Origin of the sequence: Mesorhizobium kowhaii (genome assembly GCF_003253745.1) — a bacterium.
GTDB lineage: Bacteria > Pseudomonadota > Alphaproteobacteria > Rhizobiales > Rhizobiaceae > Mesorhizobium > Mesorhizobium kowhaii.
Window position 1 is genome coordinate 45,165 of sequence record NZ_MZXV01000062.1, and the last position, 20,324, is coordinate 65,488.

18 protein-coding genes and 1 pseudogene are annotated in these 20,324 nt (G+C 60.6%); 11 read left to right on the forward strand and 8 right to left on the reverse strand.

What is annotated here, in order from left to right; translation table 11 throughout:
* Window positions 1-17: 17 nt before the first annotated feature.
* Entirely contained in the window at window positions 18-779 is a 762-nt protein-coding gene (locus B5V02_RS28205) for an ATP-binding protein (protein WP_111547320.1), read from the reverse strand.
* Between the two features lie 403 nt (window positions 780-1,182).
* On the opposite strand from B5V02_RS28205, the gene B5V02_RS40210 reads away from it, so the two are divergent.
* On the forward strand, window positions 1,183-1,488 hold the full coding sequence (locus tag B5V02_RS40210; protein WP_146606163.1) for a hypothetical protein: 306 nt from the start codon (window positions 1,183-1,185) through the stop codon (window positions 1,486-1,488).
* 395 nt (window positions 1,489-1,883) lie between these two features.
* Here the strand turns inward: B5V02_RS40210 and B5V02_RS28210 are convergent, their stop codons facing one another.
* The 6 genes from B5V02_RS28210 to B5V02_RS28235 all read right to left on the reverse strand — a co-directional run bounded on the left by B5V02_RS28210 (window position 1,884) and on the right by B5V02_RS28235 (window position 9,395).
* Window positions 1,884-3,398, reverse strand: coding sequence for a cyclic nucleotide-binding domain-containing protein (locus B5V02_RS28210; RefSeq protein ID WP_111547321.1), 1,515 nt, complete (start codon window positions 3,396-3,398; stop codon window positions 1,884-1,886).
* Between the two features lie 22 nt (window positions 3,399-3,420).
* Window positions 3,421-3,858: an ABC transporter permease gene (locus tag B5V02_RS28215; protein WP_111547322.1), complete on the reverse strand. Its 438-nt coding sequence runs from the start codon at window positions 3,856-3,858 to the stop codon at window positions 3,421-3,423.
* A gap of 16 nt (window positions 3,859-3,874) precedes the next feature.
* Entirely contained in the window at window positions 3,875-4,906 is a 1,032-nt protein-coding gene (locus B5V02_RS28220; protein WP_111547323.1) for an HlyD family secretion protein, read from the reverse strand.
* Window positions 4,842-7,184, reverse strand: a complete 2,343-nt coding sequence (locus tag B5V02_RS28225) for an ABC transporter permease (RefSeq protein WP_111547324.1) — start codon at window positions 7,182-7,184, stop codon at window positions 4,842-4,844. The genes B5V02_RS28220 and B5V02_RS28225 overlap by 65 nt, the downstream gene beginning before the upstream one ends.
* A complete protein-coding gene (locus B5V02_RS28230; RefSeq protein WP_245446273.1) occupies window positions 7,184-8,359 on the reverse strand; it encodes an HlyD family secretion protein in 1,176 nt (391 codons plus the stop codon). Before B5V02_RS28230 ends, B5V02_RS28225 begins: the two co-directional genes overlap by 1 nt.
* Before the next feature lie 79 nt (window positions 8,360-8,438).
* Window positions 8,439-9,395, reverse strand: coding sequence for a patatin-like phospholipase family protein (locus tag B5V02_RS28235; protein WP_167458707.1), 957 nt, complete (start codon window positions 9,393-9,395; stop codon window positions 8,439-8,441).
* A 548-nt stretch (window positions 9,396-9,943) separates the two neighbouring features.
* Between B5V02_RS28235 and B5V02_RS28240 the strand changes: the two genes are divergently transcribed.
* The 10 genes and pseudogenes from B5V02_RS28240 to B5V02_RS28285 all read left to right on the forward strand — a co-directional run bounded on the left by B5V02_RS28240 (window position 9,944) and on the right by B5V02_RS28285 (window position 17,629).
* Window positions 9,944-10,495 (forward strand): Rrf2 family transcriptional regulator, encoded by a 552-nt coding sequence (locus tag B5V02_RS28240; protein ID WP_245446242.1) that lies wholly within the window; start codon window positions 9,944-9,946, stop codon window positions 10,493-10,495.
* A gap of 127 nt (window positions 10,496-10,622) precedes the next feature.
* Window positions 10,623-11,267: an NADPH-dependent F420 reductase gene (locus B5V02_RS28245; RefSeq protein ID WP_111547327.1), complete on the forward strand. Its 645-nt coding sequence runs from the start codon at window positions 10,623-10,625 to the stop codon at window positions 11,265-11,267.
* Window positions 11,268-11,541: 274 nt separating this feature from the next.
* Window positions 11,542-12,189 (forward strand): hydrolase, encoded by a 648-nt coding sequence (locus tag B5V02_RS28250; RefSeq protein WP_208647159.1) that lies wholly within the window; start codon window positions 11,542-11,544, stop codon window positions 12,187-12,189.
* 65 nt (window positions 12,190-12,254) lie between these two features.
* Window positions 12,255-12,542: a XapX domain-containing protein gene (locus B5V02_RS28255; protein ID WP_111547329.1), complete on the forward strand. Its 288-nt coding sequence runs from the start codon at window positions 12,255-12,257 to the stop codon at window positions 12,540-12,542.
* A 27-nt stretch (window positions 12,543-12,569) separates the two neighbouring features.
* Window positions 12,570-14,459, forward strand: coding sequence for an amidohydrolase (locus tag B5V02_RS28260; RefSeq protein WP_111547330.1), 1,890 nt, complete (start codon window positions 12,570-12,572; stop codon window positions 14,457-14,459).
* A 15-nt stretch (window positions 14,460-14,474) separates the two neighbouring features.
* Window positions 14,475-14,975: a DoxX family protein gene (locus tag B5V02_RS28265; RefSeq protein WP_111547331.1), complete on the forward strand. Its 501-nt coding sequence runs from the start codon at window positions 14,475-14,477 to the stop codon at window positions 14,973-14,975.
* Window positions 14,976-15,064: 89 nt separating this feature from the next.
* Window positions 15,065-15,745, forward strand: a complete 681-nt coding sequence (locus B5V02_RS28270) for a YoaK family protein (RefSeq protein WP_111547332.1) — start codon at window positions 15,065-15,067, stop codon at window positions 15,743-15,745.
* A 67-nt stretch (window positions 15,746-15,812) separates the two neighbouring features.
* On the forward strand, window positions 15,813-16,331 hold the full coding sequence (locus tag B5V02_RS28275) for a Dps family protein (RefSeq protein ID WP_111547333.1): 519 nt from the start codon (window positions 15,813-15,815) through the stop codon (window positions 16,329-16,331).
* A gap of 719 nt (window positions 16,332-17,050) precedes the next feature.
* Window positions 17,051-17,281: a helix-turn-helix domain-containing protein gene (locus B5V02_RS28280; protein ID WP_111547630.1), complete on the forward strand. Its 231-nt coding sequence runs from the start codon at window positions 17,051-17,053 to the stop codon at window positions 17,279-17,281.
* A 58-nt stretch (window positions 17,282-17,339) separates the two neighbouring features.
* Window positions 17,340-17,629: pseudogene (locus B5V02_RS28285) on the forward strand (hypothetical protein).
* A 1,197-nt stretch (window positions 17,630-18,826) separates the two neighbouring features.
* On the opposite strand, the gene B5V02_RS28290 reads toward B5V02_RS28285, so the two are convergent.
* Window positions 18,827-19,849: an IS110 family RNA-guided transposase gene (locus B5V02_RS28290; protein ID WP_111547631.1), complete on the reverse strand. Its 1,023-nt coding sequence runs from the start codon at window positions 19,847-19,849 to the stop codon at window positions 18,827-18,829.
* Window positions 19,850-20,324: the final 475 nt, after the last annotated feature.

Genomic DNA, 20,324 nt, shown 5'->3' on the forward strand with positions numbered 1-20,324 from the left:
CCTGCTGATCGGCAAGGTTAATAGGCGAATGACGCTGACATCACCGGCAGCCATAGGTCGATGGTGGTGCCGCGACGAGGCGCGCTGGCGACCGACAGCCCGCCACCTTGGCGTTCCATGATTTGCCTGACGGTCGCCAGGCCGAGGCCCGTTCCATTTGTCTTGGTCGAGAAATGAGGCTCCCCGGCCATTTTCAGGGTCGCCTCATCCATGCCGATGCCACAGTCTGAAATTGTTACGCGGATCATCGAGCCGCTTGCGTACGTTCGACTGGGGGATGGGCGATCCTGCGCAGCAGCGATCGTCACACGTCCCCCAGCCGGCATCGCGTCACGGGCGTTCAAAACGAGGTTGAGCAAGGCCCGCTCGATCAGCTGCTGGTCGATGAAGGCCTTGGGGAGATCCTCAGCGATGTCGAGGTCAAGACGAATATGCGTCGACAACAAGCTTGCAAGCGGCGCCTCGAGTCGTTCCAGAAGCCGACCGACATCGACCGCCGCAAGCTTGACCGGTCGGGGGCTCGCAAAGTCGAGCAGTTGCCGTGCCAGCGTTTTGGCGCGAAAAGCACAGTAAATCGCGCCGTCAATCTTTTTCAGTTGCCGCGCCGTTCCTGCCCCGCGACCTTGCATCTCCTCCAGGACGGACACGATCGGCGTCAGCAATATGTTGAAATCATGAACAATGGAGGCAAGCAACACGCGCGGATCAGGAACTGCTGGCTGGGCTATATTGTCGTCAGTGGCGCGCTGCCCGGACGTCATGTTGAGATTGTCGGCCATGACTTCTCTCCATCGAGAGTGGAAATTGTTTCCGTGAGTTGCATTTGATCACGTCTCAAGATTCAGGGCTTGTACGCAGCATCTGATCTTTTGACGTTTCTCGCGGGATCTTTCCGGCCTCTCGGCAAGTTCGGCGATGCTCCAAATGTATCGACGTCGCAATCGATACCCTGACGTGGCCGGCCACCCTTCGGCAAAGCATGCCCGACCGATGCCTTGGCGCGATGACATCGCTGTTCGGAGCATGGACATGCAGCCGACGCAATGCCGATACAATCAATTCAGGCTGGCACCGGTAAGCTCTCGGCAGAACGATCGAGCGACTGAAAGCCCGGACAAACGATGTCCGGGCATCGAACTGAATACGCGTCGCCGTCGAAATCAGCACGAATGGAGAGCATCTATGAGAAGTATCGCGACGCTTGTTGTAATGAGCATTCTCACCACGCACGCAGCAGCGATTGAGCGGCACAACATATCGCAGATGTCATGTGGTGCGATTGATTCAGCCCTTAAGTTGGAGCAGCACTCCATTCTTCGACACCCCTCGTCAGGTGTAGAAAAATTAGCGCTTTACGACCTATATGTGCGTGATCGTCAGTCTTGCAGTGCCGATCAAACAGCTGTGCTGACGCAGGTGCCTGCGGAAGATGGCTCGTGCAACGTCTACCGATGCGCAACGGTCACCAAGACGTTTAAGCGCCTCTGACGAAGGGGGCGGAACCACCTGGGGACCCGCCACGGAGCCGGCCGCATCGCGAGACGGCAGCATTCCTCTCCTAGAGCGAAACCATGCGTGAAGCCTTTGGCCGGCTCGTCGGGAGCGTCTGCTGTTGCCTCAGGGTACCGGCCATCACCTCCACCCTCTTGGCGTCATTGCGATAATTCCGAAGAGCGTCATCAATGCGGGGGCAGATGCCGCACGCGCGTTGATCAGCGACACGATCGGACTGGCGACCGCGGCGATCCCCATAACTGCGGCGATCACGGTCGGCTTATAGCTGGCACTCGCCGCCCCGGCCGTGACCTCAACTGCAATCAACCGACCCGACCGCAGCGCTATGATAGCTCTTTCGCGCGTTAATCGGGATTGGTCCTACAAACTCAGAGCTTGAACAACTGTCTGATGCGCGCGCGCAGGGGCGGTATCGTCGCCGCCGCGTCCGCTCCGTCGCCCCGGCCGAGTCGCAGCTGCTCCGATGCGTTCCGCTTTGACAGAAGCAAAGCCAGCTCGTCGGCGATTGCAGGGCGATCTCGCATCAGCGGCGCCAGGCCCTCCTGCGTGACCTCATAAACGACCACGAAGGTGAGAGCCTTGACGCTGCCTAACTCACCGGCGTCAGTCAGAAGGCCGCCTTCGCCGAGGCAGTCACCCGGCGCAAGACGCTCCAGTTCCGTCTCGCGCGCGCCCTCGTGCCGTTTTACAGCCACGACGCCGCTGCGAACGATCATAAGCGACTTCAGCACCTCGCCCTGCTCTGCGAGGGTCTCACCTTTTCGGAAGGTCCGGCGCGTCATTGTCGAGGCGAGCGCTTCCTTCTCATCCTCCGTCAGCGAGGCAAACAGGGGGATCGCGTCCAGAAGCCGCCGTGGCGTGGTGTGGAAGCCGAACGGCAGTTCGACCCCGTTCGGTTCCGGGGATGCCGGACCACCTGCTCCCAAGGGCGCAGCAAGAGTGAGTCCGGCCGCCTTTGCATGACGGAAGATCAGGTCGAAGACCTCGCTCTTTGCCTTGCCGGCAAGGGCTCTGTCTGCGACCCTGAAAGCAAGCTCCAGTTCCACCGCGCCTCCGTCCAGCGACACTGTTTGTACACTCGGCTCGGGTTGCGCCAATATCGAATTGCTGCTCAGGAGAACCGAGTGCATCACATCGGCCATCGTCGACGGCGCTGTGGTCGGCCGAAAACGGACCGTGAGCGTCACGCCATGGCTCCGCTCGGGACTGCTGAGATTGGTCAGCCTTGCTTTTGCAAGGTCGCTGTTGGGGACAACCACTAGATCGTTTGTACCTGTCAGAAGATGGGTGGCCCGCCAATTCGTCTCGACCACCTTGCCTTCGAAGCCGTTGCTCAGCACCAGCCAGTCGCCGATTCCGTAGGGCTTGGCGAAGTTGAGCGCGACACCCGAGAAGACGTCGCCCAGAGTGCTCTGCAAGGCAAGGCCAAGCACAATGGCGACCGCGCCTGACGTGGCTATCAGCGTGCCGACCGGGACGTTGAAGACATAGGCGATGATCGACAGGACTGCTGCCACGTAGATGACGCCGACAACAAGTTCCTGAAGAAGCCGACCCTCTCGCGGCTGCCGTTCGAAGATCAGAAAAACCCGAACAATGCTGATCAGGGACCATGCGGCGTTGATCCACCAGATCACCTTGACGATGCCTATGAAGACGCGCCGCACGCTTGAGATGTTGGCCGGATCGACCTCGTACGGAATGATCCCGTGATACAGCAGCAGCACCGTGAGCGCCAAAAAGAATGCCAGCTGACCGATCAGACGCAGCGTCGGGCGGCTGCGGAGCAGAATGCGCGTGACCAGCGCGCCAAGCGTGGCGAGCACGCCGGTCTGGACGATGGGATCGGCGATGATTTCGGAAAGAGGTGCGTAGGTGATCATGGGATTGGGAGCCAAATATTGTTCAACGATAAGAGGACCCGGTGTGAAAGCCCCGCTGTGCGGGACTTGCCGCGAGATCGGCGGTGGCGGACGAGACTGCCGCCGCAATTGAGTTGGAAGTTGTGTTGCGGGCTGCGAAGAACTGCTTGTTGAAGAAGACGGTGACGTGCGGCTGCCGCCCGCGCATGATGTCGCGCTCGAGATTTTCAGGAATGTAGACTGCGGCGATGGCCTTGCCGGAACGCACCGCAGTCTCGGCCCCACAGAGATCGCAGGAGCGCATCGTCGCCTTGACTCCGGGTGCCGAATGGATCGCGTCAACGAAGCTGCCGGACGCTTTCGATCCATCCCAATCCACCACCTCTACGGGAAGGTCGCGGACGATTGCCCTTCTGAATATGGCGCGCAAAGCCGACGGCAGCTTTGCGGGTCCTCCTGCCGCGGCCACGACCGACTTCATCCGACGACCTCAAGTCCTACGGTCGGGCGGTGAGCCAGACAGTCATGCCGGGCTCCAGTCCTTCGGCACTGCTGTTTGGATCAAGGCGGAGACGGAAGGAATTGAGATCATGGTCGCCGACGGCACGGGCCGCGCGCCAGGTCGCGAACTCCCCCAATGGGCGCAGTTCCGTCACGCGAGCATCGATTTGGCGCCCGCCCTGCACAGTTAGCGCTACCGTTTTGCCGAGCGTCATTTCATGAAGATCGTCTTCACGCAGCGTGAAAGCGAACCAGGTCTGACCATCCGCTTCCATCGTCATCACCGGCTTTCCCGGGCCGATGACCTCGCCGGGCTCGGCAACGCGGATGCCTATTGCACCGTCCGTCGGGGCCGTCAGTCGGGTCTTGTCCGACTGGGCCTGCAGATCGGCGACTGTCGCCTCGGCCAACGTTACCTGGGCATCTGCCAGAGCACGCTCCTCGGCGGTGGGACCAGCACTTGCCTCTGCAACCTGCGCCTGCTTGAGATCAAGGTCAGCTTTCGCCTTTGCAAGCGAGGCCGTGCTGTCGTCGAGCGTCTGTTTGCTGGCGAAGTCCTTGCCGGCAAGTGCCGATGCGCGATCAAACCGTTGCTGGGCGAGCAGAAGATTGGCTTGCGCCGTCTGGACGGCCTGGGTCGCAATTGCCACCTCTTCCGCCCGCAGGCCGGAATAGACCCGATCCCGCTCTGCCTTGGCGCTCGCCGCGGCGGCTTTGGCTTCACCAACGGCTGCTGTCAGTTCCGGGTTGTCAAGCACAGCAAGAAGATCGCCCTTGTGGACATGCTGGCCTGGAATGACGGCTATCGTCGCCAGTCGCCCCGTCGTCTCGGGTGCGATGCGAATCTCGGTCTGCCGGACCATGCCGGCGATCGGTGGCTTTGCCTGTTCTGCCGACGCTTGCCAGGCACTGCATAGTATCGCGCCTGCCGCAGCCAATGCGATTGCAAAACCATATCGCGGTCTAGCGAGCATCGGACACCCTCCAACCCGCGGCAATTCTGGCTGAGGCGACAGCAAGGACTGCATAAACGCCGGTCAGCACCCACAGCCCTATCCAGTCTTTCCAGACGTCCGTCAAAGTCGCTCCCATCTGGTTGACCCGCACCAGCCCATCGATCCCGAAGGTGCTTGGAAGGATAAGGCTGGCTGTGCGAAGCATCGCCGGGATCGCTTCCAGCGGCCATGCGACGCCGACCAGAAAGAAGATCGGAAGACTGATCGCAACGAACAGCAGAACCGCCGTTTCGCCCCGCTTGAACCAGTTGCCAACGAACTGGCCGAGCAGGCTGATCGAGAGGATGAAAGGGATGGCCAGGACGATCAGGTCGAGCACATGATCGGTTGCCGAAAAGCCGTAGACCCTCGGCAGCACGATGAGGAACAGCGCCAGACCCGGCAACGCAAGCAGCAGGTGCGCGAGGCTTTGACCTAACACCGCCGACAAGGTGCCACGACGGCGGCGAGCGCCGCGGCCGCCCTGCTCGTAGGCCACCCCGGCCACCGTAGCCGCCCCCATCAGCCGGGTCTGCTGCAGGATCAGCATAAAAGCGGCTGGAACGACATAGCTGCCATAACCGCCGGTGGGATTGAACAGCGGCTGGTTCAAAATCTCCACAGGCGAGCTTTGCGCGAGAGCCGCGCGGTAGAGGCTTCCATCCGGGCGGGCGCTGCGCGCCGCGAGATCCGCCGTGACCGCCCCCACGCCTTCCTGAATACCCTGCAGCGTCCGGTTGTAGAGCAGGAAATAAGCTGAATCGACATAGGCAGGCAGTCTGGCCTGATCGCCCTTCAGGATCTCGCGTTCGGTTCCCGCCGGAATACTCAGGATGCCGAACACTTCCCGGCGTGCGAGCGCGGCCTGCGCATCGGCCAACGTCGTCGGTCGAAGCACCACCTTGACCGCTTCGTCGGCATTGACCGCCTGGATGATCGCACGGCTGACATCGGAGGAATCGTCGTCCACGATGGCAATGGGGATGTCCTTGATAAGTTGGCCTAGATAGGGTTGCGGGTAGAACACACCGTAAACGATGGGCGCCACAACGATCAGACCGAAGGCCATGCGGTCGCGGATGATCCAGCCATATTCGTCGGTGAATGCTCGAACGATTCCGATCCTTCCTTCCGACCTGTCTTGTTCGGGGGCTTCGACCGGCTTTGGCCGCGGATGCCGAGCAACAGATCGCAACCTCAGCCAGGTCAGGCCGAAATAGATGACCGCCAATCCGCCCAGCATCATGAAAGGCTCGGCGGAATCGCCTGCCGGTACGCCACGGGCCGCCTGGTCGAACAGGATCTGGATGTACCAGCGCAGCGGCAGCATTGCCCCCCAGGCACGGGAGAAGATGTTCATGGCCAACACCGGAAAACCGACGCCGGCGAAGCCGAACGCCGGCGAACAGATGATGCCGGTCAGGCTGAGACCAAAGGCAAGGTTCCTGACGAGAAGCTGCAGCAGCGCGCCCAACGACAAATAGGCAATGATCAGCAGGCAAGCGCCGGCGGCCACCAGCATAGGGTCGCCGCGGAAGGGTATCTCGAAAATGCCGTGAATGATCCCGAGCCCGACAGCCATCATGACGAGGAAGATGACGAAATAAGGTGCCAGCTTGCCAACGAGCGCGATCAGCATGCTGTCGCCGGCCGTCGCCAGCCATTCCCGCATGCTGCGCGACCCGAACTCGGAGCCGACCGCATAGCCGGCGGAGATTGCGATCACGATATGGAGCACCGTCGGCAGGATCGCTCGCAAAAGGAACTGCGCATAGTTCAGCGCAGGGTTGGTGAGAACGTATTGCTCGACGACAAGCGGACCCAGCTTGAAGGCGGCGGTGTGTGGTCCGGCCGGCAGGTCAGCGATGGCTGCCGACAGCGCCGCCTGCAGCGAACTCGAGGCGACGTTGCCAGGCGTGAAGAACTGCTTGTTGAAGAAGATCACGACCTGCGGCCGGCGCCCGCCTGCGATGTCGCGTTCGAGATTCTCGGGGATGTAGACCGTGGCAATGGCCTCGCCGGAGCGAACGGCATGCATGGCGCCGTTGAGATCGGAGGAACGTCTCGCCACGGTGACGCCCGGCGCAGCGCTGATCGCCTGCACAAAGGTCTCGGACGTCTTCGTCCTGTCCTGATCGACCACGTCGACCCGAAGATCACGGATGACCGCATTGCTGAATGTGGCGGCAAGGATCGCAAAGGCAATCAACGGTATGAAGACGACGAGCAGCAGGGCAACCTTGTCGCGGCGAATCCAGGCCACCTCGCGGACAGCGACATCGACAATGCCGAAACGACGCACACCCGGCATCAGTGCGCCCCCTTCCAATCGGCGTAAGCACTCATGCCGGGCCTGAGGTCGGGGAGCTTTTCGACCGGATAGGCCCTGACCTCGAAGGTCCTGAGATCGAAGTCGCCGGTCGCGCGCGTTGCGCGCCATCCGGCATACTCGCCACGCGTGGCAATGGTCCGCACCTCCACAGTTGCCGGCATGTCACCGAGTGCAGGGATCCTAACCGTGAACCGGTCTCCCACCTTCAGATCCTTGATCAGGTCCTCGCGGAGATCGAAGCCCACCCAAACATCGCTGAGGTCCACCAGCGAGAGCAACGGCACTCCGGGCGAGACATATTCGCCAAGCTCCGCGCCGACCTGATAGACCTGCCCGGCAATCGGTGCTTTGACGGTCATCTCGTCGACCTGCGCTTGCAGGGTTGCAATCGCCGCCTCGGCCTTGGCGACCGCAGCTTGCGCCACGCCGTGCTCCTCGGCGGTATAGCCAGCGACAGCCTCCTGATAGGCGAGCTTTGCTTGCTCCAAGGTTCGCGTCGCCACGTCGAGCGACGCGGTCGCCTCGTCGAGCTTGGCGACCGGCTCGAAGCCGCCCTGGGTGACCTGCTTGACCCGGTCGTAAGTCTGCTGGGCAAGCGTCAGATTGGCCTGTGCTGACGCGACCGCAGCCTTGCGTTCCGCAACCACCTCGGCGCGCGTGCCGACCTTGATGCGCGTGAAGTCCGCCAGAGCGACGACCTTTGCTGCCTCCGCCTCGCTGAGCTTCATCAACAGCTCCGGATTGTCGATCGCCACCAGCAATTGCCCGGCTGTGATATTGTCGCCTCGCGAAACCGGTCGCTGTCCGACCCTGCCATCGATGCGAGCCGCGATATCGATGCGCGTGGCATCGGCTTCGCCTTGCACAAGCAGCGGCTGCGGCTGAACGAGATACCACAATGACAGACCGACGATCGCCAGCGCCGTGAGCGCAACGATGGCCGCCGCCATTTTCGAGGTTCTGGACGGCTCGGCGGCGGCGAGTTGGACTGGCTTGGACGCGTCAAGATCCGGTTGCAGCAATTCAGCTTGAGGGCTTCCAAGGCTTCGGTCCGGAGTTCCAAGACCGTCAAGACGCGCCACCGGCGCGCCGGTCCCGGGCGGCAATGACTCGCCACTCGAATCCGATGTCTTGCTTATCGGGTCACGCGACATGTCCGACACCTGGGTCTCCAATCGTTTGGTCTGGACAATGCCTGATGGCGATTGTCATCGGGTCGTTTCAACAGCAGGCTCATCTGGAAAATCCAGGCGGTGTCTTTTTCCACGGGACGCCGCCGCGGCCCATCTCGTAGCCTTCAGCGTAGAGCGCTCGCATGAACCGGTTGTCGAACGGGCTCTTCGCTTCCACGGTGAAGTCCGGCGGGATGTCTATGGCGTTGAAGTCGATCCCATCGCGCTTGGCGATTGCGTAGAGCCGATAGAGATCGCCGATGCCTTGCGTCTTGATCAGCGATGACACCGCCTTTTCGGCGATATCCGGCAAGCTCGCCTTGACCGAGCTGTACTCCGGGGTGGTTCGGCCGTTGCGGATTACATACAATCGCGCCTTGACCTTAGTGTGGAATGTCTTGTCGAGCTTGCCCAGCGTCAGTCCGGCTGGCATGAGGAAGACCTCGTTGGCGGTGCCGCCATCGACGTGCATCTCGTGATAGGTTCTGCCGGCCGCGGTCACTTCCAGGTTGACGGGTGGAAAGATGCCTGGAATGGACGTGGAGGCGAGGATAACCTCGTTGAACAATTTCTTGCGATCCGGCCGCCCGCTCGCTGCGATGGCGCCCATGTCCCAGATGACGGCCCGGTCGGCGTCGAGGTTGGTCGTGCCGATAAACAGGCGACGTCCCTTGGCGTACTCGTTGGCGATCGCCGTAAGCATGTCGTCGGTGATGTGTTCGTCGAGCATCTTAGCGAGCGGCGCATTGCTGGTGAACGAGCCGCTTGAGAGCGCTCCGAGAAGGCTGTGCCTTGTATAGATGTTGGCGTCGCTGACCTCGGTGAAACCATCCTTGAGCACACCGTCATAGGCTGGCCCCAGAAAAGCGAAGGGTGCAATGAGCGCGCCTGCGCTGATCCCGGTGACGATGTCGAACTTTGGCCTGGTCCCGGCTTTCGCCCAGCCGGCAAGAATCCCCGCGCCGAAGGCGCCGCTGCTGCCACCGCCCGACAGCGTCAGAGCGTTGAGCTCTCTCATGTTTATGGACGGATCGGCCTTCGACGCTTTCAGTCGCTCGTCGTGGAACCGGACAAGTCGGCCGGCCGGATAGCTGGCGTAGGAATCGCCCCAGATCCGAATGTCGCGCTGATAGCCTGGTGGCTCGGCCGCCGACGCAAATTGCTGTGGGACGCTATCCCTGGGAAAGGCTGCAATGCATGCGGTGAGCTGGCTAGCGCACAAGCTGAGCGCAATTATTCTCGTGAGCCTCCCTGCCCTATGGGGGCGCGGTACGAGGTTGCTGACACGATGAAGGATGCCTGCGGCCGCAGAACAGCCTGCATAGGCGAGGCAGAAAGAAAATGACCGGGACGAGCCGCCTTCCGCTGACCATGAGGTCCGGACTGTGGTCATGGATCCTTCCTCTCTAAGGCCGCTGGCGTCGAGCGAGAGGGGCTTGCGGCAAGTCACCGCTCACCGTGTCGCGCTCGCGCTGCTTACGAGGGACCTTTTGACCACGGGTTGATTGTCGGCGCTTGTACAAAGCACCGGCTATTTTGACGTCTCATGCAGGATCGGCGTGACCAATGGCAGAGATTTCCAGCGCGGATCACCTGTCAAGCAAGGCGAACGGCGTATTGACCATGCCCAATTTCTGTAATAGTAGCATTGACACACTTACAGGTCAGGTCATGCCAACAAGCACACGTTTCGCCGTAGCAGTTCACATCCTCACCGCGCTGGCGGTCGGCGATGGCAAGCCGATGCGTTCCGACGCTCTCGCTTATTCCGCCAATACGAGCCCGGTCGTGATCCGGGGGCTGCTGTCGCGCTTGAGCGATGCCGGCCTGACCCGATCGCAGCTCGGCGCTGGCGGGGGCTCGATGCTGGCAAGGCCCGCGAAGAAGATCAAGCTGCTGGAGGTCTATCAAGCGGTTGAGGACACAGAGCTGTTCTCCCTGCATCGGACACCGCCTTGCGAGAACTGCGCGGTTGGCGGCAATATTTTGGAGGCAATGAATCCGACATTGATGCGCGCTCGTGAAAGTCTCGAGAACGAACTGGCGAAGGTGACGATCGCCGATATCGCTTCTGAGGTGGCGCGCCTTGGGAAGTTCACTATGCCGCTGGTGTGGTGAGAGTTTTTTTGGATCAAAATGTAATTGTGTCAATTACATACTATCATCGCCAAAATGCAGAGAGCGGACGGTGCTGGGCTTTGCCGTCTCGAAGAAACCCGGCCCTACAATCAACAGGAGAAACAAAATGAGTATCGGCATTATCGGCGCAGGCGCTCTCGGTTCCAACGTGGCGCGATTGCTGGCAAAGCATGGTATCTCGGCCACGATCGCAAACAGCCGCGGTCCGGAGTCATTGGCGGGCCTTGTCGCGGAGCTTGGCCCTTCAATCAAGGCCGGGACTGTGAAGGAGGCCGCGAGCGCCGATATCGTCCTGGTGGCGCTGCGCTGGGTTGATCTTGAGAAGGCGCTAGCCGGCCTGCCCGACTGGGGCAACCGCATTGTGATTGACGGCACCAATCCTGTCGCGTTTCTTGACCCGGATTCGCCCGACGCGAAAGACCCGAACAATCCGCTCGCTGCCTATGGCATCAAGGCAATCGATCTCGGCGGCAAGCATTCAAGCGAAGTGTTCCGCAGGCTCGTTCCGGGTGCGCGCGTTGTCAAGGCATTCAACCATCTCGACGTCAACGCCTTGCCGGAACCAACGGCGTTGGGTGCCCAGAAGGTTCTGTTCTACTCGGGCGACGATACCGGCGCGAAGACTGAAGTCCGCAAGCTTCTTGAACAGACCGGCTATTTCCCGATCGACCTCGGGGGGCTCGACATCGGCGGACCACTGGCTTCGCTACCGTTCGGTGCACTTGCGGCCATTAACCTCGTCAAGATCTAAACATCGCGGTTCCATCAGTCCAGACCAAGGTGGATGACACCGGATACGCAGGCCGCCCCGCAATCGCGGACAAGGCGGTCGGCAATCCTGCGTGAAACGTCAAAAGCGCGGACGCTTCCTACAAGCCTTGAATTTCGAGGCGTGATCAAGTGCGCCTCACGGAAAACGAGGCTACCCGACGCTCTCGATAGAGAGAAGCGCAAGCGCAGAATGCTTGCCGGTCAAGGCTCTGCACCGAACGTCAATCCATTTGTAAACGAGGACGACCATGCCGTTGAATGCCACTCCGACACCCGGTTCAGAGCTGATTTCGCCGAAGGACCACACGCTGATCATGATCGACTTCCAGTCGCAGATGTCCTTTGCCACCAAGTCAATCGATGCCGTCCTGCTGCGCAACAACGCCGCGCTGGTCGCCCATGCCGCTGCCGGCTTCGGCGTTTCGACGATCCTGACCACGGTTGCCGAGAAGACCTTCTCGGGACCGATGTTCGACGAGATCACCGCTGCCTTTCCCGGTCAGCCGCTGCTCGACCGTACCTCCATGAATACCTGGGAAGACGCCGCCGTCATCAGCCGAGTCAATGCGATTGGCAAGAAGCGTCTGGTCTTGTGCGGCCTCTGGACCAGCGTCTGCATCGTCGGTCCATCGCTTTCCGCGCTCGATCAGGGCTTCGAAGTCTACGTGATTGCAGACGGCTGCGGCGACGTCTCCGACGAAGCGCATGAGCGCGCCATGCAGCGGATGATCCAGGCCGGTGTACGGCCGATGACATCGCTGCAATACCTTCTGGAGCTGCAGCGCGACTGGGCACGCGGCGATACCTACGAACTGACCACCGGTATCGCCAAGAAGTTCGGCGGCGCCTACGGCCTCGGCGTCATCTATGCCAAGACCATGCTCGGCGCGCACGAAGGCTGAACTGTCCGGAATGGCGCTGGCGATTTCGCCGGCGCCACAACCCTTCCATTCTCCCGGAGCGTCCGATGAAACCCTATGTCATCTCGCTTGCCGCCGGCCTTCTCGTGGGCGTCATTTATGGACTGTTGAACGTCCGCTCCCCGGCCCCGCCAATCATCGCGCTTGTCGGTCTTCTTGGCATTCTCGTCGGCGAGCAGCTTCCGCCGCTTATAAAGAACATGTGGCGCAGCGAGCCGGCGGCTCTTTCGTGGCTGCATCAGGTGCGTCCCCATGTCTTCGGGCATTTGCCGCAAGGCGGCTTGCCATCCGGGCCGTCGGAAGCCCTGCGCGCAAACAAGAGCACACAGGGCTGAATTCCAACATTTGCGAGGCAATGAATCATGGTTGAAGGCGACACAGCAGACCTGATCCTGCATCATGGGCTGATCACCACCCTTGACCGTTCCAATCCGACTGCGAGCGCTGTCGCCATCAGGGACGGAAAGGTCCTTGCTGTCGGCCACGACCAGGAGGTCATGGCGTTGGCTGGCGCCAGGACGAGGATTGTCGACCTGAAGGGCAAGCGCGTGCTGCCCGGGTTGATTGACAACCATACTCACGTCGTCCGCGGCGGCCTGAACTTCAACATGGAACTGCGTTGGGACGGCATCCGCTCGCTGGCCGACGCGATGGCGATGCTGAAGCGGCAGGTGGAAATCACCCCACCGCCGCAATGGGTGCGGGTCATCGGCGGCTTCACCGAGCACCAGTTCGCCGAGAAGCGCCTGCCGACAATCGAGGAAATCAACGCGATTGCCCCCGACACCCCGGTCTTCATTCTCCACCTTTATGACCGCGCTTTACTCAATGCCGCGGCCCTTCGTGCTGTCGGATACACGAAGAGCACGCCGAACCCGCCCGGCGGCGAAATCAGCCGCGATGCGGCCGGCAATCCGACCGGCTTGCTGCTCGCCAAGCCGAACGCCGGCATTCTCTATTCGACACTTGCCAAGGGTCCCAAGCTGCCCTTCGATTACCAGGTCAATTCCACGCGCCATTTCATGCGCGAACTGAACCGGCTCGGCGTGACCGGCGTCATCGACGCCGGCGGCGGCTTCCAGAATTATCCAGACGATTACGCGGTTATCCAGAAGCTCGCCGATGACGGCCTCATGACGGTGCGGCTTGCCTACAATCTGTTCACGCAGAAGCCCAAGGAAGAGAAGGACGACTTCCTGAAATGGACTACCTCGGTCAAATACAAACAGGGGACAGACTATTTCCGCCATAACGGCGCGGGCGAGATGCTCGTCTTCTCGGCCGCCGATTTCGAGGATTTCCGCGAGCCGCGTCCGGACATGCCGCAGGAAATGGAAGGCGACCTGGAAGAAGTCATTCGAATCCTTGCACAGAACCGGTGGCCCTGGCGGATGCATGCCACCTATGACGAGACCATCAGCCGGGCGCTCGACGTCTTCGAGAAGGTCAACCAGGATGTTCCGCTCGATGGCCTGAACTGGTTCTTCGACCACGCCGAGACGATTTCCGACGAATCGATCGACCGGGTCGCAGCCTTGGGTGGCGGCATCGCCGTCCAGCACCGCATGGCCTACCAGGGCGAGTATTTTGTCGAGCGCTACGGCCAGGGTGCCGCCGAGGCGACACCGCCGATGGCAAAGATGCTGGAAAAAGGTGTCCGCGTTTCGGCCGGCACCGATGCCACCCGCGTCGCGTCCTACAATCCGTGGGTCTCGCTTTCCTGGATGGTCGCCGGGCGCACTGTCGGCGGTATGCGGATCTACCCGCGCCGCAACTGCCTCGACCGCGAGACGGCTCTTCGCATGTGGACCGAGAATGTCACCTGGTTCTCGAACGACGAAGGCAGGAGAGGCCGGATAGAAAAGGGCCATCTCGCCGATCTCATGGTTCCCGACAAGGACTTCTTTGCCTGTGCCGAGGAAGAGATCTCTTTTCTCACCTCGGAACTCACCATTGTAGGGGGCAAGGTGGTCTATGGCGCTGGTGACTTCGCCGCCCTCGACGAGAGCGACATTCCGCCAGCGATGCCGGACTGGTCACCGGTCCGCGTCTTTGGCGGCTATGGCGCCTGGGGCGAGGCAAACGGTGCCGGTCGGCATTCGCTGCGCAGGACCGCGATTACCTCCTGCGGCTGTTCATCCGCCTGCGGCCTGCATGGTCACGATCATGCCGGTGCCTGGACTTCGAAGCTGCCGGTGATCAACCTCAAGGGCTTTTTCGGCGCGCTGGGCTGCAGTTGTTGGGCCGTCTGATAGAGGGAGCCACTCATGAACACGAATGCTATCCCTGCGATTGAACAGAGTTTCGTCGGCAGATTGCTCACAGCACCTGTCCTGCGCTTACTCGCGCTGCTCGCGCTGTGTGCCGCCTATGTCCAGGGTCCAATCGTCAAGCTGCTCGATTTCGGCGGCGCCATTGCCGAGATGGCGCATTTCGGACTGCAGCCAGCACCGTTCTTCGCCCTCGCCGTCATCGTCTTCGAACTCGCGATGTCGGCGCTGATTCTGACCGGTTACTGGCGGTGGATCGGAGCGCTGGCGCTTGCCGCCTTTACGCTGGCCGCGACATGGATCGCCCTGCGCTTCTGGGAACTGCCGCCCGGCCTCCAGCAGTCAATGGCCATGAATGCTTTCTTCGAGCATGTCGGGCTTGCCGGAGCCTTTGTCTTCGTTGCCAGCAACGACCTCGCAAATCGCCGGACTTCAGGACCGACCCAATACCGTTCTTTCGGAAGAGATGCCGCTCCCACAAAGGGTAGTTTCAAATGATGGCGAGGGTCTGAGAACGATCTTTGCTTGCACACACCCCGACTTCGGCGCGAATCGTCAGAGGAAATATATCGTAAGCGGAGATCTTCATGGCCAGACCATCGCTCGGCGTCCTTCTCAGTTTCAACGGCGGCTACGTCGACACAATGGGCTTCCTGGCCCTTGCCGGCCTCTTCACTGCCCATGTCACAGGGAACTTCGTGACGCTGGGTGCCGCGCTCGTCTTCGGAACGACAGGAATTATCGCGAAGCTGCTTGCATTGCCGGTCTTCTGCATCGTCATCCTGCTCACCAGTGTGCTGTTCCTGCGGCTCAAGCTTTCGGGACGAAGAGCCATCGTCACTCTCCTGTCCCTCATGTTTGTGCTGTTCGCGATCGCCGCCATCGCAGCCTACGTTCACGGCCCTGTCTCGAATGGTGACTCGGTGGCCGCGATAGGCATCGGGATGACCCTCGTAACGGCTATGGCAATCCAGAACGGGCTGCATCGGGCCCATCTTTCCAAGCTGCCACCAACGACGCTGATGACCGGCACGACGACGCAGATCATGATCGATCTCGCTGACCTCATATCGGGCACGGCAACCGATCACATGCGTGAGGTCAAGGAGCGGCTGAAACGCATGGCAACCAGCCTCTTCAGCTTCGCAATTGGATGCGCGGCCGGAGCACTCGCCTTCGTGGCTTCCCCGACCTGGTGCTTCGTCGTGCCACCAGTGCTGGTCGGCCTTAGCTTCCTGGCCCCTTCGGCCGAGCCCTCCAAGGCGTGATACGCGAACGTCAAGATTCCCCCGAGAGCGGCCGGATGTCCGCCCTTACAACACCAGGAACTGTCTCATGAACACGACCGCCAAATCACGCATAGCTTACGACCTGAAAACTCCGACCGGCCTCGGTGCGCAAGCGACGAGGGACATCGGCGCCGCCGCAACTGCGCTGCTTGCCGACATCTTTGCGCTCTATCTGAAGACGAAAAATTTCCATTGGCACACGTCGGGTCCCCATTTCCGCGACTACCACCGTCTGCTCGATGACCAGGGCGCGGAAATCATTGCGATGACCGATCCGCTGGCAGAGCGGGCGCGCGCGCTCGGCGCCTGCACCATTAGGTCGATCGGAGACATCTCCCGCCGGCAGCGGCTCGAGGACAACGATGCGGATTTCGTCCACCCGCACGAAATGCTCGCCGAACTGCGCGAGGACAATGCAACACTCGTCGCCAGAATGCGCGCGACGCACGATCTCTGCGACGAATATGGCGACGTCGCCACCGCAAGCCTTCTGGAGAACTGGATCGACGAGGGCGAGAAGCGCGTCTGGTTTCTGTTCGAGACGCTCCGCGACACCAACAGATGACCGCAGCGGAGTCATTAATTCTCGGCTAGCAACATTGACCGTAAGCAAGGTCGACCGCCGGGTTTCTAGGTGTGGAGTTTGACCTTTCTCGAGGTCCGACCGACGCGGCAATCCGAACGCCGGTTGCGTTCGGAAAACGTGGGGGATTTCTAACGTTGGTAAAACAAAAAGCGAACGAGTTGAGCCGGAGGCACCGACAGTAGAGCGTTGGCAAACGGACATATTGCCAAGCACGGGTACCCCGGTGCGCAAGCTCGTGGAATTGGGTCATAGCCGCCAGCAATAAGGCTCCTAATGAGCCGAAACGGCCACTCTTTCGCAGCCCTGAAAATAGAAGAGAAGCAGAACTTTCGAGTGCAGTTTTTGCACACAATCTTTCATAACTATTTGATTTAACTCAGCTGTCTGCCCAGTCCATCAATGGACGCGTTAAGCTTTGTTACACTGGATCGGCTAGTCCGAGCCTCGGTCAAGGCATGCTATCTTGGTTGCGGACCATCCGATTTCTATCCAGCGATATCCTCCAGCACTACGCCCTATGCTTGACCCCTTCCATCTTCGCGCAACTGATCCCATTCATTTCCGTGTGGCCGGGTGATTGAGAATTCGCGATCATTGTCGTGCCTGATTGAATCGAAATGCCAGGCGGATCGCCCCCAGAGCGTTGCCCTCTGAGACGCGCACAGTAGCGATAGCTGACCATATGGATGGAGAACTCAATGGATGAGAGGAAATACCTAACTGCCGAGGAAGTCTCTGACCGTTATCGCGGCGGTGTCTCGGTTGGAACACTGCGAAACTGGCGAGCGATGAAGGTCGGACCGACCTTCATGAAGATTGGCAAAGCCGTCCTCTATCCCGTCGAACACCTTGAAGCTTGGGATCAAAAGAATACGGTAGCATGTCGTGCGCCAAATCGACTTGCAGTGGGCTCGCGTGACGAAGAGTGAAAATCGCTGATGAGCATTCAAGTTCGGAAATGCTGATGGGCTCAAATGAGTCGTTGAAATGACGCGCCTGTCGGTTGCGGAAGAGCTTGAAAGCGCCGCAGATCGTATCGCGGACATGTCGCGCGCGGATCTGCAAATCATTCTGCGTCGCGCTGCACTAATGCTCCGAAACATCGCCGGCGTGCCGCTGGAACCGGCGACTGAGGACGCGCTCAACTCGATCGCAGCTGAGATGGAAATTGGCAAGTCGGACCTCATTCGGATCGTTTGCGCGAGTGGTTGGAAACCAACGCGTATCTGCCAGTGCGTGTGATCGATGAAGAGAGTGAAACGGACGGAAGCGCTTAGCGGCTACGATCATTCGTCTTTCCAAATCACCGACCGCTCCGTTGTGAGGACTAGGTGCCTAGCGGATCAGTTTGGCGCGCGTGGACGAGTTTCGCCGGTGCGGGAGCCATGCCGAAGATGTGCGAAGGGTCGCAACCAGCGAGCATCGCCGCCGATCCTCGGGCGGGCTGTCGTAGAACCAAGCCCGTGCGATCCCTGATGCAGCCGGACCACCGCGGACGGGGACAGTCGGTCCCGCGTCCCGTCCTGCGGCCGGCGCTATGCTGACGCTCCTACGGCTGCCCCGTTCACCGCCCGCGGCGGGGGCGAATTTCCTCCGTCCTACGCGCGCCAATCGTCCGCTGTTGCGGACGCGCGCAGGACTGCGGTTTATGCGCCGTTCTGTCGTTGGAGCGCCGGCGCTCGCCGGCGCGGAGCGATAGGTTAGGAACCCGTGATTGACCGGGACTTCAGGATACTGACCAAATGCGATCATGCCCAAGCGTGGAAGATCACACGTGGTCACTCGATTCACACCCCACTTAACGGTCCCAGCCGTCGACGATCTCCGTGCAAGCGTTTGATAAATATAACGATTCCAATCAGAGTCTTTTGACTCACAACGATCCCGCTCGACACCCTACGACCACGGTGGATCACGGTTGGTCACGCTTCGATCCAATTTCCCCTGAAATCATAGATTTGCGAGTTTGCCCAACCGTCGTGCGACGGGTGATAGATCGCAATATAACCAGCGACCTGCGAGGGCGTTGTCGGCGCAAGACATGCGCCCTTCCCTCCCCCCACAACGCAGCGTCGATTTCGCGTCACTGCACCCTTTGACGAACCTGCTGAGCGCCGGAGATATCGGCAATCGCCGCTCGCTGAAACGATATATTGCTCTCAGAAACGGCCCCACTGGCCCGCGATCGGGATGACTGAAATGGGCCGTGTATGGACGGCTCTCCGTTGGCAAGGGGTTCGTTCGGCTTTTGCAGTTGCTGGTTGGTGCGGCCATGTATCCGACCTGTAGGTGCGGCCTTTCATGTGCCGCTGGCCATAATGCCATTCGCGCGGCTCAGGTCCCGATCGTAAGCTCGCACTCGAGGTGCACGGCCCAAGTGGGTTCTCCTGATCCGGCGGTATCAACCGGCTTTGTGCATTAGCTCCTGTCCGCCCTTTCCAACCTCGTCAGCGATCGCTCGCCTTTGGCTCGGTTTATGCGATGAGCGGCTCCCTGTAGCGCTCGCCGTTCGTCATCAGTGCCCAGACCATGCGGGCAGTCTTGTTGGCCAGCGCAACTGCTGCAACCTTGGTCGTTCGCCGCGCCATCAACTGCACAAGCCATGGCCTCCTGGTCCCGTTCCGCTCGGCATAGCGGATGACCGCCATCGCGCCGACCACAAGCAACTGTCGTAGATAGCGATTGCCGGCCTTGGAGATGCTGCCGAGCCTCTCCTTTCCCCCGCTTGAGTTCTGCTTCGGCACGAGCCCGATCCATGCCGACAGACTGCGCCCCGACTTGAACGCATGCGCATCGGCGACCGTAGCCACGAATGCACTCGCCAGCAGCGGGCCGACGCCCGGGATCTCCATCAACCTCCGGCCAAGCTCGGTCCCTCGCGCACTCGCCCGGACCCGGCGATCGTTCTCAAGGATCTGTTCCTTCACGACCTTGAGCTGCGCCTCGAGCATGCGCAGGCATAGCCGTGCGTCAGCGGGTATCCTGGCGTCGTTCTCGTCGTTGATGACCACGAGCAGTTGCTCAATTCCATTACGCCCGATCGGCGCCACGACCCCGAACTCAGACAGGTGTGACCGCAATGCGTTCGATATCTGAGTGCGCTGGCGGTTGAGCATCAACCGGACGCGGTGCAGCATCATAACGCTTTGCTGGTCGGGCGACTTCACTGGCACGAAGCGCATAGTCGGCCGTGTCACGGCCTCGCAGATGGCTTCTGCGTCTGCAGCATCATTCTTCTGCCGCTTCAGATAGGGCTTCACATACTGTGCCGGCAGCAGTCGCACATCGTGGCCACGTGCGATCAGTTCGCGAGCCCAGTAATGCGATGAACTGCACGCCTCGATCCCCACCAAGCATCGCGGCAAGCTCTCGAAGAACGCCAGTACGCGCCCACGCGTCAGCTTCCTGCGAACGGAAACCTCACCAACCGCATCCACGCCGTGCACTTGAAACACGGACTTCGCAATATCCAGACCGACCGTCATAACGTTGCTCATCATAGCGCTCCTCCATCTCTGATCCCCCGAACATACCGCAGGGAGGGAGGAGAGCCGTCCACCGCATCAGAAGCGGACTGACTGCTTGAAGGCAAGCATCATAGGAAAGCTGACGTTGGTGCTTCACTTCCCTCGGTGGCGAGATGCTGTAGAAATGGGGTCAAGAAATTTCAGGGAGTGGGATAAATGAAGGGTCGCATCTCTGGATGTGGACGAAAGACTACTGTCAACAGCACCTCGGCCCACCAGAGGCCGAGTCTCAGAGCTGGCGCGGTAGGTAAGCGGCCCTCCACGGCGGACGTCGCTGGCCTCGCGCAATGCCGCGTCTGGCGCGACGTTTCAGTTCGCCGTATGCTCGCATCAAAAGGCCCTCCGTGACCTCGATCGTCCGGCGGTTGCATGTTTTCGGCCTCGGTTGGATGGATTGACGAGCAGGAGCAAAACTAGTCACTGTACCAAAGGGTGATGCTGAGTA

What these genes read in the sequence shown, in the direction of transcription:
- B5V02_RS28225 (WP_111547324.1), bottom strand. Translation starts at nt 7,184, where the DNA reads ATGCCGGGTGTGCGTCGTTTCGGCATTGTCGATGTCGCTGTCCGCGAG.
- B5V02_RS28220 (WP_111547323.1), bottom strand. Translation starts at nt 4,906, where the DNA reads ATGCAGTCCTTGCTGTCGCCTCAGCCAGAATTGCCGCGGGTTGGAGGG.
- B5V02_RS28255 (WP_111547329.1), top strand. Translation starts at nt 12,255, where the DNA reads ATGAAACCCTATGTCATCTCGCTTGCCGCCGGCCTTCTCGTGGGCGTC.
- B5V02_RS28210 (WP_111547321.1), bottom strand. Translation starts at nt 3,398, where the DNA reads ATGATCACCTACGCACCTCTTTCCGAAATCATCGCCGATCCCATCGTC.
- B5V02_RS28205 (WP_111547320.1), bottom strand. Translation starts at nt 779, where the DNA reads ATGGCCGACAATCTCAACATGACGTCCGGGCAGCGCGCCACTGACGAC.
- B5V02_RS28215 (WP_111547322.1), bottom strand. Translation starts at nt 3,858, where the DNA reads ATGAAGTCGGTCGTGGCCGCGGCAGGAGGACCCGCAAAGCTGCCGTCG.
- B5V02_RS28270 (WP_111547332.1), top strand. Translation starts at nt 15,065, where the DNA reads ATGGCCAGACCATCGCTCGGCGTCCTTCTCAGTTTCAACGGCGGCTAC.
- B5V02_RS28275 (WP_111547333.1), top strand. Translation starts at nt 15,813, where the DNA reads ATGAACACGACCGCCAAATCACGCATAGCTTACGACCTGAAAACTCCG.
- B5V02_RS28245 (WP_111547327.1), top strand. Translation starts at nt 10,623, where the DNA reads ATGAGTATCGGCATTATCGGCGCAGGCGCTCTCGGTTCCAACGTGGCG.
- B5V02_RS28240 (WP_245446242.1), top strand. Translation starts at nt 9,944, where the DNA reads ATGGCAGAGATTTCCAGCGCGGATCACCTGTCAAGCAAGGCGAACGGC.
- B5V02_RS40210 (WP_146606163.1), top strand. Translation starts at nt 1,183, where the DNA reads ATGAGAAGTATCGCGACGCTTGTTGTAATGAGCATTCTCACCACGCAC.
- B5V02_RS28265 (WP_111547331.1), top strand. Translation starts at nt 14,475, where the DNA reads ATGAACACGAATGCTATCCCTGCGATTGAACAGAGTTTCGTCGGCAGA.
- B5V02_RS28290 (WP_111547631.1), bottom strand. Translation starts at nt 19,849, where the DNA reads ATGAGCAACGTTATGACGGTCGGTCTGGATATTGCGAAGTCCGTGTTT.
- B5V02_RS28235 (WP_167458707.1), bottom strand. Translation starts at nt 9,395, where the DNA reads ATGAGAGAGCTCAACGCTCTGACGCTGTCGGGCGGTGGCAGCAGCGGC.
- B5V02_RS28280 (WP_111547630.1), top strand. Translation starts at nt 17,051, where the DNA reads ATGGATGAGAGGAAATACCTAACTGCCGAGGAAGTCTCTGACCGTTAT.
- B5V02_RS28230 (WP_245446273.1), bottom strand. Translation starts at nt 8,359, where the DNA reads ATGTCGCGTGACCCGATAAGCAAGACATCGGATTCGAGTGGCGAGTCA.
- B5V02_RS28260 (WP_111547330.1), top strand. Translation starts at nt 12,570, where the DNA reads ATGGTTGAAGGCGACACAGCAGACCTGATCCTGCATCATGGGCTGATC.